The following is a 17,584-nucleotide window of genomic DNA, read 5'->3' on the forward strand; positions in this document are numbered from 1 at the left end:
CGCCAGTAGGCGGCGCCGCGCGCCCCGCGCAACACCGTCGCCTCGAGCCCGGCCACCGACTGGGTCGGCATCACCACGACGTGGGTCGGTTCGCCCGGCGCGCGCAAAACCGCAGTGCCGGGGCGGTCCGCGTCGCCGAGATCCACGTCGAGGCACGGAAAGGTCCGGTTGGCGACCGTCTTGGCGAGCACGCAGGTCTTCAGCGCGGCCCAAAGCACGTCCCGGCTCGGATCGCCTGCGGAGCGTGCGGGTACCGGCAAGACGGCCAAGAGGATCAGGAGCGGCACGATCCGACGCATCACGATCCCCAGCTCACAACGAGCGAACGCGACACGGCTTCAGACGATCGTCAGGCATGAAAAAACCCGCCACGTCGGAGGCCGGGCGGGTTCGATGAATGGTAGCGGGAGAGGGACTCGAACCCCCGACACGAGGATTATGATCTGAGCTTGAGCAGAAGCAAGTCATTGATCCAACGAACTTTTTCAGTAGCTGTGCTAGTGGTGCGCTAGGTTTGCAGCTCGAAGAGCGGCAACAAGTTTTTCGCGGCTTTTATTCAACGGATTGTTCATGGTCGCTTTGTGACCGCCTTCGCCCAGAGCTCGCTGGTTTCACTGTAGCTGAAGTGAAGGATGCAGCGACGCACGATTAAAGAGTAGAGTGTCTCGTTTAAACAGCCACCCCAAAACGCATCACACAATCGACAAATCGCGGGCGTCAAATTTGAGTTTCGCATCCAAATCGATCTATATTTTTACATAACTTCAGAGACACAAATTCATACACGAGGACGCAAACAGACAAGCGCTGCATATGGAGCCTTGGCATAATTGCGGCATCTCCAAGAGGGGTCGATCTCTTCAATATTCGGCGGATACTTTAGCGCAGCAGTTTGCGACAATAATCTATCATAAACCCAAAGGATTGCAGTATCAGGATCAGACTGAGCAGCTAAAAGCAACCGCGGTTGCGGATCCTCCCTCCATGCGTTCGATACATTCACCACCTGTATCTGTTGTCCAGCTCGGTCGAGAAAAAACCCACCTACCGAGCGCATTTGCGAGTCATCCTGGATAACGGAGGATGGATGGTCCCATAGGAAAACAAGCCGTTTCACCCCCGCTTTTCGAATTTCTATTGAGGCCGCTTCGAACGAGTACGTCGCTGTTGATGAAGCCGCACCGGTATCAAGAAAGGTTGGGATGCTGAACAAGGCTATTGCGAGAACGGGGGTCACTGGCCAAGCGCGCGCGGCAAATTTGCCCATAAGTGAGGCACCTAACAAAACGCCCGGGATAAATGGGACGCAATATCTTAGACTAAAGCTTGGCCGCGCGAAGCCAATTATTATAAATGCCAGCAAAGCAGCCGCCGATGTTGCTGCCACTATGGTGGCGTTGCGAAATCGCAGTATCTCCGCATCTTCGTATTTCCTGATGATAAAATACGCGCAGACGAATAAAAACGCTATAAACCCAAAAGAGTTAAGGGTGTAGCTGATAATCACTGGTATATGATCGATATTTAGTCGGCTATACCAAGCAACGTCTAGGGCGGCAAATGCAAGAAGACGAGGAAGATGGTATAATATCCAAGATATTGGAATAATAAATATTAGAAGCGCAACCGAAAGTTCCACGGCTTTCTTTCTATGAAGGGCGAGAAAGACAATACTTTGAAATGCAATTAGAATTAGAGAAAAATAATGAGTCAGGATAGTAGCTGACCCGTACAAAGCCCAGTACGAGGCGGCACGTCTATTTGGCGAGTCTATTAAATTTGCAAACGACAAAGTTGTCATTGTAGAGGTAAGAAGAAGTAGAGAGTAACACCTCGCCTCTGATGCCTGATCTATACCCGGCAGCCACAGGCACATCAGCGACCCCCATAGTAGGCACGTAGTCCGATCGAAAGTTTTTGTGGCCTTAAAAACAATGATAAGAACCGCGATGGACATTGCCAAACTTGGCAGCCTTAATGACGTATTTGAAAGGTCCGACATGTAAGACCAGGCATATAGAATGCAGTAATAAAGTGGGGCGTTTACATCGGCCCATATTTGATGAAAAAAATCATGTAATGTAGATTGATTGACTATTGCGCCAGTAAAAGTTTCATCCACCCAAAATGGGCGATTGTGATTTGGATTAATCCGAAAATACACGCCAATCGAAAGTGCTAAAAGCGAAATAATCTCAAGTTTTTCTATCTCTTTTATTGATTTCGTGCTGTAATGCGCTGCTGCGCATCTAAATCGCAGGATTTTTTGGTTGGTTTTGGCAAGCTTACCGGCCATGAAATGCGCATTCTTCTTGTATTGATGATGTTCGTTTGATCATTTCGCTTTGGTTAGTACCGAATAAATAGAGAGGCCTATGGGCATGCTAAATAGTCCCATAGTATGTCGCTCTGCCGAGAAAATATGGCGAAGAAGCCTGTTTAAGGGCGGCGCCGGCATGCGATCGTCTTCGACGTGCCGCCTTATAATTATAGACAGGAGCCGACGAGCGAGTGCTACGGGAAACAAAAGACTATTAAAATAACCCATTTTCTCAACAATGAGCCCAGCATTTTTAGCTGCAACTTTTAAGGTGTTTTTAGTGTAGCGCCTTTTGTGGTGATGAATTACATCGTGATCAGACCATAGCCATGGGAAGGCTGGAACAGTTACAATTATCTGTCCATTAATTTTCAATTTAGTCCTAAGTGCAGACAAAACTTCAGCATCTTGGTCGATATGCTCTAGGACGTCCAAGAGGACAATCAATTCATATGCGCTGTCAGAGACTGGCAGATCGTACGGTAAATTACAGGTCTTAATATGCATTCCAGATCGAATGAAAGCGATCTGTCTTGCCCCATCGTCGTATTCTACGGCGTCTACTCTTCCAAACGATTTTAATAACGCAAGATTTCCGCCGCTACCGCAGCCGGCATCAAGAATTCGGATTGATCCAGTGTACCGACTTAACTGGCGGCGGAACAGCGTTGCAAGGACAGCGCGTCGTCCGGCAAACCACCAATGCCGCTGCTCGTTATCTGCCATTCGGCTATAGGCGACGGGTTCCATGCAAAGTCCTGATCAGGTGGGCGTTTAAATTCACCGTTGATGTCTCGTACCAGATATAGTGGTCGGCCTCTTACCTCTGCAGCAATGCGGCCAATGTACTCTCCCATAATCCCAATAGAGATTAGGTTCAAACCGCCGAAAAATAGTACCGTTACCATTAGTGATGGATATCCGGGTACAGCATTGCCCGCGACGATGGTAAGCCCAGCTAGTAAAAGGCCGAACAAGAAGGCCAAACTAGCTATACTAATTCCAATATAGGTCCAGATCCGTAGTGGTGCAGTGGTCGATCCAGTTAAGCCGTCAAGAGCGAAATTCCACAGGCGCCAATAGCGCCATTTTGTTGTGCCGCTGTGTCGTCCCTCACGAGCAAAGAATACCTCTGCCTGCCGGAAGCCCACCCACGAGAAGAGGCCTTTAGTAAATCGTGATCTCTCAGGCAGAGTGTTTAAAATATCAACGATCCGGCGATCAATGAGACGAAAATCGCCAACGTCATTAGGTATCGTTTGGTCTGCGAAGCGATTGTATAAATAGTAGAAGCCCCATGCGGTGAATCTTTTCAGTCTTGTATCAGCGCGCCTGTGGTCGCGAACGCCATTTACAATAAGGGCTCCAGCCATCCATTTTGATATCATTTCAACTATGACTTCGGGGGGGTCTTGCAGGTCAACATCTATTGGTATGACTGCATTTCCGCGAGCATGGCGAAGACCTGCTGCAAGCGCGGCATCTTTCCCAAAGTTTCTGGAAAGGCCTACTACTTCAATTGATTTATTCTCCTGCCGCGCCGTCGTCAAAATGCTATTGGTGGCGTCGGTACTTCCGTCATCGACAAACACAATTTCGTACAGCGTACCCGGACCTACACGGCGACAAGCAGCTTCAATCGCGGCGATCGCACGCTTGAGAAAGAGACTGATAGCAGCCTCTTCGTTGAAGACCGGCACCACTAACGAGAGAAGGATCGGCACAGCTACCATTGATGCCTCCATCGGGCGGTCGCTCAGCTGCGAGGTATAAGTTAATGGTTAACGAGCCCTTTCACGTGGGACGATCCTCTTCTCAAGCGCCCTTCGATTGCGATGCTGAAGTCATGTGTACGAAATCCTCGCACTCGCCTAATGAATAAGTTGTCTTCCGCATCGACTTCTCGTCATGCCCATTTTAGGGCGGCACTTGATAATGTAGTCTCGGTTTGAAAAAAATTCAGTACGTAGGCGACTTTTTTAGGGACGTGTTGCGGATTATTGCTGCGTTCATCGAACGCTTGCTTAATTATATTTGTAAAACTGCTTGTATGGTCAGCATCGAGCGAAGTGGTACTCCAATTTATATTACTTCGAGGTGACATTATCGCGTTTGGACACCTCGAAGAACCGCGCAATTGCGGGGTTCGGCCGTTGATTTGACTCCAATCGCAGCTTTGGCGTGATTGGACTGGCGTTCTGGTAACTTGGCAGTGGTCGTGCACGGGCTCAGGGGGTTATCCCGAGCATCCCTCAGGCCGCCACCGGCCGGGTTTCGATCCAAAGGAAGCGCTTGAGGTTGTAGGCGAGGTTGGCGAGCCCGATCTTGGTCCGGGCTCGGGCCAAACCGATCGTGCGCACGAACAGGCCGAAGCGGTGCTTCTGGCCGGCGAACACCGTCTTGACGGCCGAGCGGACCTTGGAGCGGGCGCGGTTGGCCTTGTGCTGCGCCGGCGTCAGATCGAGGCCGGGCTGCCGCCGGAAGTGGATCTTCGAGCGCCGGCCATACTTGGTCAGATGAGCTTCGTTGGTCTTCGAGCGGTAGGCGGTATCGGCCCAGACGTCGCTCGCCGTGTTGGTCGCGTCGAGGACGTTGGCCAGTTGTGCCCCGTCGTGGGCGGCCGCGCTGGTCACGGTGAAGCGGCGGACGAACCCGTGCTTGCGGTCGATCGAGATGTGGGTCTTGTAGCCGAACATCGGAACGGCGATCTCGACCTTGGCCTTGGTGCCGTCCGCCTTTGCGGGCCGCGCCTTGGCCCGCTTCAGGGTCCAGCGGGCATCGCGATCCTTCTGCGCCAGCTTCTTCGGTTTGGGCGCCCACGCGTCAGGGATCTTGCCTTCCTTCAGAGCCGCCTTCTCCGCATTGGTTTTGTGCTGACGTGGGGCCGCGATGATCGAGGCATCGACGATCTGCCCCGACATTGCGAGGTAACCCTTGCCCTTTAACCAGGCGTCGAAGGCGGCAAACAGTTCGTCGATCGCGCCGGCACGGGTCAGGTGCTCCCGGAACAGCCACACCGTCTTGGCGTCGGGCACGCCATCCTCAAAGCCGAGACCGAGGAAGCGCATGAACGAGAGCCGATCCCGGACCTGGAACTCGGTGGCGTCGTCTGACAGCGTGTAGAGTGTCTGAAGGACCAGGATCTTGAACATCAGGACCGGATCGTAGGGCGGGCGGCCCCCCTTCGACCCATCGGACCACTTCAGTGCGGTGGCCAACTTCGGGCGGAAAGCCTAGAAGTCGATCAAGGCCGCGAGCTTCACCAGCGGGTCGCCGTTCTCCGACAGACGCTGATAGCGCTCATCCAGATCGAAGAACCCTGGCTGACCCATCCGAGCCTCCCCTACGCCGACAGCACCAGGGAATCACGACACCGCCCCGCACGGAAGGGGGTATTTCGAGGTGTCCGTCCGTCCTCCAAACACAAAAGCCGTACCAAAAGGCGGACCAATTCAATGTGGGTGGAACAATGGGTTGCGGGGTTGCACAACGCACACTCTTCCCCGATACGCCCTTTTCGTGGATGATATGAAGCATCACTTTCAGTCGGCAGCATCAAAATGGGTCTAGAATGACTGTTATCAATGAGAAAATTGACCCGCACCGGACAAATATGGGTCCTTTGAGCCTACGGTATCGAAACGATCCGTTTACCGGCGACGAGATCACTCAAGTCATGATCGGGGATGTCGAGCTGATGTCAAGTCAGACAAGATATTCCGAAATCTCAATTGCTCAGATTGCTCTCGCAAATGTCACTGGTGAAGGCCTTGACATAGTAATCGGGGGGCTAGGACTAGGGTATATCGCAAGAGCCGTGCTGGATGATAGCCGTGTTGGCCACCTATTGGTCGTCGAGGCCATGCCCGAGATAATAAAATGGCACAGTGAAGGATTGTTACACCTCGGGACAAGTCTGAAAAACGATCAGCGCTGCCGCTTCGTCCAGACGAACTTCTTCACCCGCGCTGCATCCGAGGACGGCTTCGATCAAGATAGACCTAACCGACGACACAATGCGGTCATCTTACAGATCGATCACGCCCCAGACAAGCTTATTCATTCAAATCATGCAAGCTTTTATACTCACAACGGGCTTAGGCGGCTTGCTCAACATATTTTGCCTGGTGGAATAATAGCTATTGCGTCAAAAGGTTTGCCGAATATAGATTTTCAAGATATTTTGAGTACTGTGTTTAACGACGTGCAGGCTCGCATGATCACATTTCAGGATCTAAACGGTGATATTAGAGTCGGAATGACGTTGTACCTTGCGAAATGCCGGCTCTTTTGAAACAAAAGTTATCTCCTACTCAGAGTTTCGTCCCCCCAAAATACTGCATAGCTATAATTTTTAAGAAACGGTTCTATTTAAACCGCCACCTTATGTGATCTACTGCGGCTACTTTTGCGACGAGGCAGAGGGCAGAGGTCCAGCGTTGTGGTAGGCGGAAGTTAGATTTTGTTCGGTGGCGTTGGCGAGTGGGACCGTCCCAGTCGAAGTAGCTCTTTGTCAGCTTTGGTGATGGGGTTGGTGGGAGGGATGCCAGGAAATAGTTCCTGGTTGCGCCTGATTGGGATTCGAAGTTCAGGGCATGACCCTTCTTTGTCGCATCACCGGTTGTCGCCTTTTCTACGCCCGGCGTGAGGAGAGCGCGGCCCTTTTCACCGTCTTGCTTGAGACCGCCTCCAAGCCCCCCGGTGCGCCTTTAAGCACAACGAGCCCCTTTCGAGTCCAAGGACGCTCTGAAATGACGCGGCTTCCGGTGGAGCGGCCCACGCCGATGTTGGTACTCGGACTGTGTCGAGGCGCAGCTGGAAGTTGAGCGAGCCTTCCTGGAGCAGGAGGTGTTTGGGCGGGCAATGCCTGATCTCCCGCTTGACCGGATCACAGCGCGTAACCGATTTTCGGCGCGGACCAACCCGGAGGCATCTTCAGTCTGAAGCTTCCACGCTGTTGCTACGTCGGTCACTGTTGCCACGAAACTTCTTTCACGGCGCAGCTTGTGATGCTGCGGCCGGCAAAAAGCTCTGAATTGTACAGGGTGGTGCGCTGCCTGGGCGTCACGATGTAGCTGGTGGTGTCCGCGTACAAGGGGATCACCCGGAGATCATGCTTGTGCGGTTGGCTGCCCCTTGCGGCATTGAGGACCCAGCAGGAAAAACTTACCCGTGTGAGGCTGGCATCGTTCATTGATACTAGTCGGGGATCCAGACATGCGCTGTTTTAAATTGCGGGCAGGAGCACGATGGTCGCTCCCGCTGCCAATTGCAGACGCCTACGCCAGAGGATTGGGGTTTTCAGAGACCCTGGCGTAGGCGTCGTCGGCAAGAGCCGACGAGATCGATTTCGCACAACTCAATTTCGGATGCACTACGGAAAAGCACGCAGCAGCGCGTATTTCAAATGAGTTGGCGTCACACAGAAGAAGCCAGGATTTCCAACGGCCACTTTCGGATGCCTGATGCGAGGCTGAGAGTGACATGTTTGGGGCGGATTTTGAACGTCCGCTTTTTTGAGCGAGGTCAAGGTCCGCTTCCCTGAGGCAGACCGCGAGCATGCTTCCACTCGAAAATCCGGGACCACGCAGTTCGGTCGGGAGCCACCTTACTGAACAATGGTGCGTCGTTCACCGGACGGGACTGTCGCGGATTTGCTCGCCGTCCACCTCACGGGATTGTAGTAGATTGGGTAGGACACCTGGGGATTGGCGCCCCCTTCGCTGCGGTAATGCCCCTTGTAGGCGGCTGCCTTTAATCGCCCATTCGCATGGATCATGAACAGCAGGCATCCTTGACCGGTCTTGCCCTGGGTCAGCGCCTTCGCCGTCGGCGTCGCGCAGGTCGTGAAGGTTCCGCCGCTCAATGTCGACACGGGCGCATGCGCCTGATCTCTGTCGTCGATGGCGACGAATGCACCGATGCTCTGGGCTGACAGATCCGCGTCGCTGAGATTTTTGTATTCGTAACGCACATAGATCGGCCGTGCGTTCTTCAGGTTGACAGGAATCTCAAACCCTTTCAGATCGTTCGCAGAGCCTTCTTCAATGGCGGTGATCCGCAGTTCAATCGGCACTTCCGGGCCTTTTGGAACGAGATGGGGAACCGTCGCAGTCTCTCCGATCTGTAACTCGGATCCAGCCTTTTGATACGATTCTGCATAGGACGGAAGCGGGCTCATAGCGATCAACGTCGTAGCGAGCAACGAGAGTCTACGCATCGGCAATTACCTTTCGTTCATCAAGACAGATAACGCTGCAGATCCAAACGTCCTGTCACACTTCCTACAGCTGATTTTTGAGCTCAATCTCGATCAGCCTGGACAAAACCTGCAGTTGAAATGCAGCAGGTTTGCGACGTCCCCGCTCTGAACCGCTGAATCGTCTAAGGGTCCTGCCAGCCGGGTTGAGTGCCGCGAAGGTCGTATTCAGCACCGATCTGACCTACGCGACCGTGTTCACGGACCCGCCCGCGATCCTGCGCCTGATTCGTAAGGCAGCATCCGACCCTTTGCAGAAGCCGGGAATGCCTGCTTGCAGGGGGGGGCTCAGCGAGGTAATAATCTAATTCCCGGAACAGGTGGGAAGCGGAAGCCCTTCCTTCACTACTTAATCAACCGAGCGGGACAGGGTCGGAACGAGCTCTGTCGACACCGACAAACGGAAGTCGACCCGAAAGAGCGAAAGCCCCCTGTCGCTGAGGACGTCCATCTGCCAAGCCTCGCCGTTCTCCAGCCGTGAGGCCTCATCCCTTAACACCTCCGCGGCATAGCGGATGGCTTCAATCCGAGCCGCACGGATGTCCGGAAGGGCCGTGCCTTCCGTGTCCCACAGGTCCTGACCATCGTGGATGTTGAAGTAGTAGCGCTGCATCCCGTTCTCCGCGCACGTAACGTAGGCGGGAGCGAAGGACGCTCTCAGCCACCGGCGCCCGAGGGACGATGGCCGGCAATCTTAATCTACGTGCGCGCGAGACTATTGGTTTCAGCAGCTCGTCTGACGGATGGCACCCAAAGTTGGTCTGCTTTCGACCGATTTTGTTGTAAAACTCGCAGGCGGCTCTTCGGGCGATACCCAATGCGAGCCCCCGAGGAATTTTCATTCCTCATGGCGGATCATTGGCCCTTGCTCGCCGTGCTCTTGGCAACACGTTAGCAGGAACTTCTACGTCTGCAGCGGCCCACAGTGCTCCTTCGGCCCGGTCCCGAAATCTTCAACGAAATCGACCCTTTGCAGATTCTTAAAACATCCGCTCTCAGGCCCTAAAGAAGCTGCGTTGGACGACTAGATGGGCCGACTTTGGTCATCAAGCGCTCGAAATCTAATAATGCACCTAATTATTCATAATATAAATATAAAAACACTACTTAATTTGCATCTATGCCTTAATAGTTTGAGCGATTGCGTGCCCAAGGCTCATTAACATCAAATTGGCAGCTTGGTGTAATTCAGGTGGGGCATCAACAGGAAGAGATTGCTTGAGTGCGATACCAAGATCCGCTGCATGCTCAAGGGTTTTTTCCGACTTCGGTGGATTGCCGAGGATATAGCACTCGCCGCCGTCACGCATCTCAGTGATATCGATGAGGATGCCATGCGATCGTGCTGGTTGGCCCGCTGCATTGTGGTAAGTCCGCCCGCGACTAAGGAGCCACCGGACTGTTCCATCGTTTTTGAACACTCTGTATTCGGATAGCACCAAGCCACCCACCTGGACAGCTTGAAGCATGTGCTCCATCAGCCACGTCATATCCTCGGGATGGATCGCCTTCAAAGCGATGGGACCGCAGATCTCACAATCGGCAAGCTCCGGATCGCCTGTGAGAAGTAGTGCTGCGCCTTCGTCGTAGGTGACTACGCCCCGGACATGATCCCACATCCAAGTACCGACGACACATGATGCATCAAGGGCGGCACGTAGGTGCTCAAGATCAGTGTGTTGGCTGATAGCACTCATGCCCACGGGCGAAACCTCCAGCCTCCCCTTCAAGGGGACAGAATATTTTCGAAAATTAACATATGCAGTTGCAGGCTTCGAACGCAACCCCGCCCGTGCTGAAGATATCAGGTGGCGCTCACTGCTTGCCATTCCTGCGAGATCGCAAGATTGCGTAAAGAGATGTGACCAAGATGGCGAACAACACAAAGGACTTGACCCGTATCGCCGACGCTCTTGGAGTGCCGCTGTCTGACTTCTACGAAAGTCAGCCTTTTTGCGAATTAGACATCAATCTTAATGTCGTAGAAACGGCAGTTTTGCTTAAATAAATACACGCTTACTTAGGCCGGTCAAATCTTGAAGACCGTAGAAATTTGTCGCGGAGCTACAATTAATTATTTATAAATATTGATGTAATTAGTTGCTTAATTTCTACACGATAGTGGCGACGCGAGCTACCCACCTTGCGGGGAAGTTGGACAAACCTCCATAAAGAATGTGAGGCCTCCTTTCATAACAAGCTGAACAGCTTAGCTTTTGGGTGAGCTGCGAGCATCGTGGGTGTTGGGCTGGTGTCTGACGCTCACCCAGGAACCCCGACGTGGACGCCCAGCGTCCGCGCCGAGCTTACGCGCGAGAGCCTGCCCCGCGGTTATCCGTTGTCCCTCTTCGCGATTTCGCGCAACCAGCACTCAGCCGACATGGTGGCTCCTAACGCTGTGGCGAAGGCGTAGGGAGACTGGGTCACTGACGTGGTGGACAACGCGGTAATGGTCCAGCGAAAGGAGCCCGGCTGTTGGTCGTTTGGGAACACTGAGATCACATGGTCTCGTTTTGTAGCATATGTCATAACCGGACCATGCCACGTGGGTGCGCGCCAACTAAGGCCAGATTAACCCCGGCCGCTCCGCGCAGGTGTCGGTCCATGCTCTTCATCGGCAAGGGGCTGCCTCAGACATCGTATCAAGCGCTGCGCGGTTCCAGACAACAGCTTCGCCGAACCGGCGAGGGCGAAGCCGCTCTCCACCCTCCACGAGGCTCCTGAAGGCGTCGGGATCAAGGTCGCTAGCCGCACGTAGGCCCGCGAGCTTCTCCCTTCACGTCCTGCTGCACATGACCGAAGAGCCGGAGCCCATCGCCTCCGAGTTGCTCGCCTTCGCTGGCAGTTTGAGCCGCAATCTCTGCGCCGGTAAGCTTACGTCTGAGGAACAGCGCCGACGGTTCATCGAAGCGGCACGGGCGGCTGGTGCCAGCGCGGATGAGGCCGAGTTTGATGCCGCACTAAAGTGGATCGCAAGGCCAAAGGCGCCTAATGAAATTTAGCAGGGCTGATAGACCGGGCCGCCGTTACAAGACCGCGAGCGATCAGGATCAAGATTAAACGCAGTTGTGCGGCTTGAGCCCACACCGGTCCCGGTTCGTGAGACGCACCCTGACGCGGCGCAAGCGAAGATGAGGATCGCGATCAGACTTTTGCGCATTATGCCCCGCCGCTCCGACAAGCCAAGGCGTCGCAGGGGAATAGGGCGCAACTATGCCGACCCCCCGACCATCCGGAATGTAGGCGCCCACCAGGTCCAAAGGTGCATCGACTGTTTAGCGGTGGAAGACGCCGCTGGGTTTGATCTCGCCCTGCAGGATGCGTTCGCTGTAGCCCATGGCCAGGGGAAGCGCTCCTACGACGAGCAGCATGAGGATGGGGCTACCAATCATGCCCGCCACAAGGATGAGAACGCCAGCGCCGAACACCAACGCGCCGAGGATGATGAACTCGTACAAGTAGGGGGCGAATGGATCGAGGCCCGAGTACCAAGCTGCGAGCGTGCCGATGGCCGTGCTCGTGAGCCAGAGCCGGAGCATTCCTTATCCATGCGTCGTTGAAAGATCAGATGGGCAAACCCACTCCAAGTGCTGCCCCCTCCCCTCACAGCGACAGCTGTCATCCCGCGCCCAGGAAGCCCCAGCACCGGCGGGGCGCGGGTTCAGCGCCCTAGCAGCACAAGAACCCTTCAAGCGTATGGGTGAGCGTTCTAAAGCAAGGCTGATTACCCTGGCCAGAACCGCTGGGGCGGTGGCACATATTCGCTCATGTCCACGCTCGCCCAACCCCCTGTCTGGGGCCTCCTCACCCGATCCAGCTTGGATAGCCTGCTGGAGCTGTCGGCCGGAGGAATGCCGGGGGTAATCACCGTCGATGCCACAGCGGATCACGCGATGGCCGCGCCACTGGTTGGAATTACACGCCTGATGATCCAGCGGGCTCAGGCTCTCGCTGGCCTCACGCTGACCGCCACGGGTGCGCTGAGCCGCGCCGACGTTCGGGCGCTCTTCGATGCCATGACCTGGCCCGGCTATGACAAGGCCCAGGTGCTCTCGATGAACAAGGTGCTCAACGAGATCGATGTGATGCCCGTGGAGGCTACCCGGATCATCGCGCAAACTGCCAAGCTGCTTCGCAAACGGCAGCGGCGGCTGCTGGTGACCAAAGCTGGTGCAACGCTTGTTCGTGACGACCAAGCTGCGGATCTGTTCCGTTGCCTGTTCGAGACGATGCTCTGGCGCGTCAACCTTGGCTATTTCGACCGCGTGCCCGCGGAGGCCTGGCCGCAGAACCACATCGGCATCGTGCTGTGGTGCCTTTCCGTCATGTCGCCGGAATGGATCGCTCGCGAAGACCTGATGCGCAGCTGTACGGTTTGGGACCCCGCGCTGGACTACGGCCCGGCGGATTTCGCAGGGTTCGCTTTCGAGAGCCGGGTGTTGCGGCCGCTGACATGGTTGGGTCTGTTCGAAACACGGCTGGTGGGTGATGAAAGCGCCCCTTCATGGCGGCGTGATCGGCAATATCGAAAAGCCCCCCTGTTCGATCGGGCAATCCGGTTTCGGGTTGAGCTCGACAAGCCGGTGGGCCTCGCGCATTGATTGGTGGCCGGGAATGGGCAGCGAAGGCCGTTGGCAGCGTCGCAATCGCTGGATCTTGATGTCCTGCGCGCAAGTAGCTGGCGACGATATTGGCTCGCCTAAGCTCTTGAGAATACACGCATAAAAAGCACTAAAACGTAGCCTTTCGCCGTATGCGCGGCGGACCACGTACCCGTGGCAGACGGGGTAGTGAAAGGCTGGATTAACGCAGCCACTCACCACCATGCGCCAGGGGCTCAAGCTGCCCGGGGCTTGCGACCCTCCGCCATCATCAGGCCACGTGCCTTGGCAGCCATCGCTCTTTACGCGTCCAACTCCCCCGCACGCCCCATCCCGATCGACGTGTCGCACGCCGACGGCAGAACATACCTTCTCAAACGGCGACACCTGCTATCTCGTCGGTTCGGACACCGGTCTTGAGCCCTGAAAAGTCAGAGGGTTCGCCGATGGGACGATTTTGGAGGCATCGATGGGAACCTCCGTTCTGAGACGATCGGAATTAACACGGTCAGCATCTGCTTTGACCTTATCACCCAGAAGAGCGTGAACACGGCTGCGATTGGCGTATGCCGTGCCGAAGGATGGGCCGAGGCGTACGGCTTCATTCAGGTCCAATAATGCGCCTTTGAGATCGCTCTGCCGCTCGCGCACAATACTGCGAAGATTGTACGCGCCGGGATCATCAGCCTTCAATTTGATCGCACTGTCGATTGCTGAGAGGGCAGCATTCAGATCGCCTCGCCCAAGCAGGCATGCTCCACGACCAAGATAGGCTCGGTCAAGATTAGGATCTCGCGCAATAGCAGCGTCAAAATCTGCCGCTGCCAAGCTGCAATTTCCCTTCCGGTAATGTGCCTCACCTCGTTCAAGCCTGGCGCGAGCATTGCTCGGATCTAAACGCAAAGCCTCGTCAAGGTCGGTGATGGCTGCGTTGTATTGTTTGAGGCTGAGTTTCAGGGATCCGCGATAATGTAGCGCCCTCGCGTATTTTGAGTTCAGTCGGATTGCAGTATCTGCATCAACGATAGCCTTCGTTGGGTCGTTTCGTGCAAAAGTGTAGGACCGATTGAGATAATACATTGAGTTTTGCGGTTCGGCTGCTATCGCAGCGCTAAAATCAGCTCTTGCTGCCTCCTCATTGCCCAAGCCACGATAAACAACGCCACGGCCATTGAGGTATCGCGCTACACCCGGCCCATAGAATAGAGCTGCGTCGTACGCTGCCAAAGCACGGCCGTAGTCCTTTGCATGCATGTAGAGCGTACCGCGGCCCGAATGCGCGTCAGCAAAACGTGGATTGATCTCAAGAGCACGATCGTAGTCAGCCGCTGCTACATCGTCGCGCCCTTGCATCTGATAAGCCGCAGCTCGATTGCCGTAAGCGACAGCGACTTCGTTGGGGCGCAAGCGTATGGCTGCGCTGGCGTCGCTGATTGCAGCGTCCAGCCGCTTCTCTCCAAGGTGAATGGCGCTCCGGTTCGTGTACGCCGATACGTCAGACGGATCGAGCCGGATAACGTTGTCGAAATCCTCAACAGCGTGAGCGTTATCTTTTATCTTGAGATAGGCAAAGCCTCGAGCATTATAAGCCGCTGGATCACTGGGGGCTATTTGGATGGCCTCGCTGAAGGCGCTAATAGCTGCCGCAAAGTCGCCTTTGGCAGATAAAGCTCGGCCCCGTTCGAGATCAGCTGGATTGCCAGACACGGCGCCGATGGCTCCGATCCACACGGCACCAGCGAGCACCAGACCTCGACGTATGCTCTGCATCGCGCCCTTTTATCGACAATCGTCATGCATCGTAAATCACGCAGACGGCTCGCTGGAGTTCCAACCCCTACCGCAATTTTGGTAGTGCCGAGAAATCCTCCAACGAAATCAATTTTTGCGTTTTTGCATCTATTCCATCGAAGGTTCAGCATATCCGCAGAATGGGCGGTTTGATGTCCAGCTCGCCAGTCCCACGGGCACAGCGCATTGATCGTGGTAGCCGGTACCGCTCAGCTAAGGCCTTATGAATGCGGTCAAAAATCCTATTAAATTGCTGTTCGAGGCTGAGTGGCCATCCCATATGATCGTACGTTCTACCTTTTTTGGCTGAAACGGTAGTACGCTCCCTAAGCGGTTTCCGTTTACTGGAACGGCCAGGGCACGCGCGTATCAGCGTTGGCGATCCTGGGGTATCCTGGGCGCTTGCTGATGGCCAAGCGCTTGATTGGAGCGCTGCTCGCCAGGAGACACTGACATCGCATGCCCCGCGAGGACATCGCGCGTTAGGGAAAAAACGCGAGCACCGGCACTATTTGCATGCTGCCGGCATGCCCGGGCAGCCACCGGTTCGCGCGCGGCCAGACTGGTAAAGCGCCAATCGGCAGCGGCGATCATCTCCTGAACGCGCTGACGGGCATCAATCACTACCGAGGGATTGAGGAAGCCATAGCGATGGTTGTCCGAGGAGGCCCACCACAGCAGGGATGAGGCATCCCCGGCTGCCTCCATGAAGATCTGTCGCGCCGCATAGCACTGGCGCATCCCGGCGAGCCGCTGGGGCCAGCCGGACGTGCCAGCCCAGATCGGCGATGACGGCAGGACGAGCAGCAGGGTCGCCGCTGCTCGTCGAAAGGATGGGGGCACTCAAGCGGCCTTCGGCTTGCGACGCTCCGCCATCATCAGCCCGCGTGCCTCAGCGGCCGTGGCGATCTGGGCGTCCAGTTCACCCGCGCGTACGGCTTCGATCAGGGTACCGATGACCGACGGCAGCTTATCCAGCGTGCCCACCTCCACTGCCTGCTTGCCCTTGGCCAGCTCCAGCGGCTTGCCGCCCACGCGAGCTGCGAAATGCACGGTACCCGTGCCGTCCTCGAACCAACCCTTGCGCATGCGCCGGCTCACCTCGACCCTGACCCGCTCGCCTGCCTCGTTCTTGCGGCTCACGAGGTTCTTGGGCGGTGTGTAGAGTTCCCCGGCCACCACTGCGCTGGCGAAGGCCCGCTGATCGGCCAGGCTGCCTAGCAGCTTGTCACGAGCGCGCGCCAGCGGATCGCCAGCTTTAACGATGGGCGCCGCATTGCTGAGCTTGAGGGTCTTGAGCACCGACATCTGCATCTCCGTTGGAGCCTGTGTGGCTCTCATGCCGAAACGCTACTACCGTTGTCCTGCCGTTCAACCGAAGATTGCTCTGTATTTCACTACGATCAGATCGAATACAGGGACAGCTAGTTCGTATCTTGTATAGAAAATTTATAAAACACTCATCTGCTTAACACCAACACTCGTCCGTAATCTCTCAAATCCCCCTCTCTTGCACATGAGCCATTCCACGTAATTCCTGATGTCTTTGTCTCTCCACCAATCTCTCTGTAACGATAGGGCTGAGCCATCCCGCCAAAATTTTGCCGAAGACATCTTATAATCGGCCTCAATTCGGAATTTCATAGAATACCGAACGAGATCGCTGATGTTTTTATCCACGTCCTTGTTTTGGTCGAAGCCCTGTAAGTCCACCTGATAGGGGGAGCCATGCCCTTTTGATCTTACTGCGTCGGCGAATTCGTCCCTGCTAACGCCACCGAGGCATACGATCGCATGTAGGTGGGGCTGCCACACTGTGTCGTCGTTGCGGTTCGCGAACTGGGGCCAGCCCAAGCCCTCCATAGCGAGCTTCTTGTTGCGGCCAAACCCGTGGACGTCCTGCCAGTCATGACGTTCCATCTCCCACCAGCCCGTGTACTGCACGGTATCCCAGCGTGGATCGATTTTTCTCCTGTTACGGATGAGGTTTCGCAGACGGTTCTCCGTCTTGCCCATGCAAGGATCAACCACGCTGAGGTCCGTCGAGGGTGGTACCAGCAACGTGAGGAACGCCATATTCTCGTTCGCTGCACCCGCGAAGGTGCGCTTGATTGCGATACCCGTTTGTTTGCCTCGGGTCCTCATGAAGCACCGAGGGCACAAGGGCACTCGGCACAGCTTCATGTTATTGCCACGGCCGTCCATACTCCCGCAGTCATCCATTCTGCGGTAGCAGTCATGCATCATACCCAGCGAACTCATTACACGAGCACGTTGCTCTTCCATTCCCTGGGATAGCGTTCGGATCTTGCGACGCTCCCATGGCGGCAACGTCGGCACAAGATCGCGTTGTAAATTTGCTAAAGCCATGCTTCTCATGATTTCTCGACCAGCTAGAGGTGAATTGCATCTTCACATCTAATTTATGCCAGTCATAGAAAGCTATATTGATGAGCGGCGAAGCGAGCTGAGTTGGATCGTCCTGCTAGGGCCTGTCGTCGCCTGAACAGATTGGCTGGGCTTGCGTTTTCGTCTCTCTGATGGAGGAGGGACGATGCTGAGCGACGCGCAATGGGCTGATCTGGAGCCCCTGGTCGAAGCCTGCCGGCCCAA

The 17,584-nt window shown here is 55.3% G+C and carries 15 protein-coding genes and 1 pseudogene; 3 read left to right on the top strand and 13 right to left on the bottom strand.

Features of this window, described 5'->3' with window-relative positions:
- The 5 genes and pseudogenes from FV222_RS04845 to FV222_RS04865 all read right to left on the bottom strand — a co-directional run.
- On the bottom strand, nt 1-299 hold a 299-nt coding region (locus FV222_RS04845), incomplete at its 3' end, for a CDP-diacylglycerol diphosphatase (RefSeq protein WP_147813249.1).
- Nucleotides 300-778: 479 nt separating this feature from the next.
- Nucleotides 779-2,296 (bottom strand): hypothetical protein, encoded by a 1,518-nt coding sequence (locus FV222_RS04850; RefSeq protein ID WP_147813251.1) that lies wholly within the window; start codon nt 2,294-2,296, stop codon nt 779-781.
- A 39-nt stretch (nt 2,297-2,335) separates the two neighbouring features.
- On the bottom strand, nt 2,336-3,046 hold the full coding sequence (locus FV222_RS04855) for a class I SAM-dependent methyltransferase (protein WP_187277218.1): 711 nt from the start codon (nt 3,044-3,046) through the stop codon (nt 2,336-2,338).
- A complete protein-coding gene (locus tag FV222_RS04860) occupies nt 2,968-4,065 on the bottom strand; it encodes a glycosyltransferase family 2 protein (RefSeq protein ID WP_246685333.1) in 1,098 nt (365 codons plus the stop codon). Before FV222_RS04860 ends, FV222_RS04855 begins: the two co-directional genes overlap by 79 nt.
- Nucleotides 4,066-4,572: 507 nt before the next feature.
- Nucleotides 4,573-5,652, bottom strand: a pseudogene (locus FV222_RS04865) (IS5 family transposase).
- A 239-nt stretch (nt 5,653-5,891) separates the two neighbouring features.
- Here FV222_RS04865 and FV222_RS04870 point away from each other — a divergent pair.
- Nucleotides 5,892-6,614 carry a spermidine synthase gene (locus tag FV222_RS04870; RefSeq protein WP_147813255.1) on the top strand — a complete coding sequence of 241 codons (723 nt, stop codon included), beginning with the start codon at nt 5,892-5,894 and terminating at the stop codon, nt 6,612-6,614.
- Nucleotides 6,615-7,928: 1,314 nt separating this feature from the next.
- Here FV222_RS04870 and FV222_RS04875 read toward each other — a convergent pair.
- The 3 genes from FV222_RS04875 to FV222_RS04885 form a co-directional block, all read right to left on the bottom strand.
- Nucleotides 7,929-8,540, bottom strand: coding sequence for a hypothetical protein (locus FV222_RS04875; protein WP_210248452.1), 612 nt, complete (start codon nt 8,538-8,540; stop codon nt 7,929-7,931).
- Nucleotides 8,541-8,928: 388 nt separating this feature from the next.
- Complete coding sequence (locus FV222_RS04880; protein WP_147813259.1) at nt 8,929-9,192, bottom strand: hypothetical protein; 264 nt, start codon at nt 9,190-9,192, stop codon at nt 8,929-8,931.
- A gap of 505 nt (nt 9,193-9,697) precedes the next feature.
- Entirely contained in the window at nt 9,698-10,276 is a 579-nt protein-coding gene (locus FV222_RS04885) for a PAS domain-containing protein (RefSeq protein WP_147813274.1), read from the bottom strand.
- Between the two features lie 1,095 nt (nt 10,277-11,371).
- Here FV222_RS04885 and FV222_RS04890 point away from each other — a divergent pair.
- Nucleotides 11,372-11,581, top strand: a complete 210-nt coding sequence (locus tag FV222_RS04890; RefSeq protein ID WP_147765202.1) for a hypothetical protein — start codon at nt 11,372-11,374, stop codon at nt 11,579-11,581.
- 273 nt (nt 11,582-11,854) lie between these two features.
- Here the strand turns inward: FV222_RS04890 and FV222_RS04895 are convergent, their stop codons facing one another.
- Nucleotides 11,855-12,118: a hypothetical protein gene (locus FV222_RS04895; protein ID WP_147813261.1), complete on the bottom strand. Its 264-nt coding sequence runs from the start codon at nt 12,116-12,118 to the stop codon at nt 11,855-11,857.
- A gap of 279 nt (nt 12,119-12,397) precedes the next feature.
- On the opposite strand from FV222_RS04895, the gene FV222_RS04900 reads away from it, so the two are divergent.
- On the top strand, nt 12,398-13,180 hold the full coding sequence (locus FV222_RS04900; protein ID WP_147813263.1) for a hypothetical protein: 783 nt from the start codon (nt 12,398-12,400) through the stop codon (nt 13,178-13,180).
- A gap of 390 nt (nt 13,181-13,570) precedes the next feature.
- Here FV222_RS04900 and FV222_RS04905 read toward each other — a convergent pair whose 3' ends face one another.
- From FV222_RS04905 to FV222_RS04920, 4 genes are all read right to left on the bottom strand, one after another.
- Nucleotides 13,571-14,950 (bottom strand): tetratricopeptide repeat protein, encoded by a 1,380-nt coding sequence (locus FV222_RS04905; RefSeq protein WP_147813265.1) that lies wholly within the window; start codon nt 14,948-14,950, stop codon nt 13,571-13,573.
- Between the two features lie 390 nt (nt 14,951-15,340).
- On the bottom strand, nt 15,341-15,712 hold the full coding sequence (locus tag FV222_RS04910; RefSeq protein WP_147813267.1) for a hypothetical protein: 372 nt from the start codon (nt 15,710-15,712) through the stop codon (nt 15,341-15,343).
- A 102-nt stretch (nt 15,713-15,814) separates the two neighbouring features.
- Nucleotides 15,815-16,279 (bottom strand): hypothetical protein, encoded by a 465-nt coding sequence (locus tag FV222_RS04915; RefSeq protein ID WP_147813268.1) that lies wholly within the window; start codon nt 16,277-16,279, stop codon nt 15,815-15,817.
- Between the two features lie 141 nt (nt 16,280-16,420).
- Nucleotides 16,421-17,047: a hypothetical protein gene (locus FV222_RS04920; RefSeq protein WP_147813270.1), complete on the bottom strand. Its 627-nt coding sequence runs from the start codon at nt 17,045-17,047 to the stop codon at nt 16,421-16,423.
- Nucleotides 17,048-17,584 lie beyond the last annotated feature (537 nt).

It is taken from the genome of Methylobacterium sp. WL103 (assembly GCF_008039885.1).
GTDB lineage: Bacteria > Pseudomonadota > Alphaproteobacteria > Rhizobiales > Beijerinckiaceae > Methylobacterium > Methylobacterium cerastii.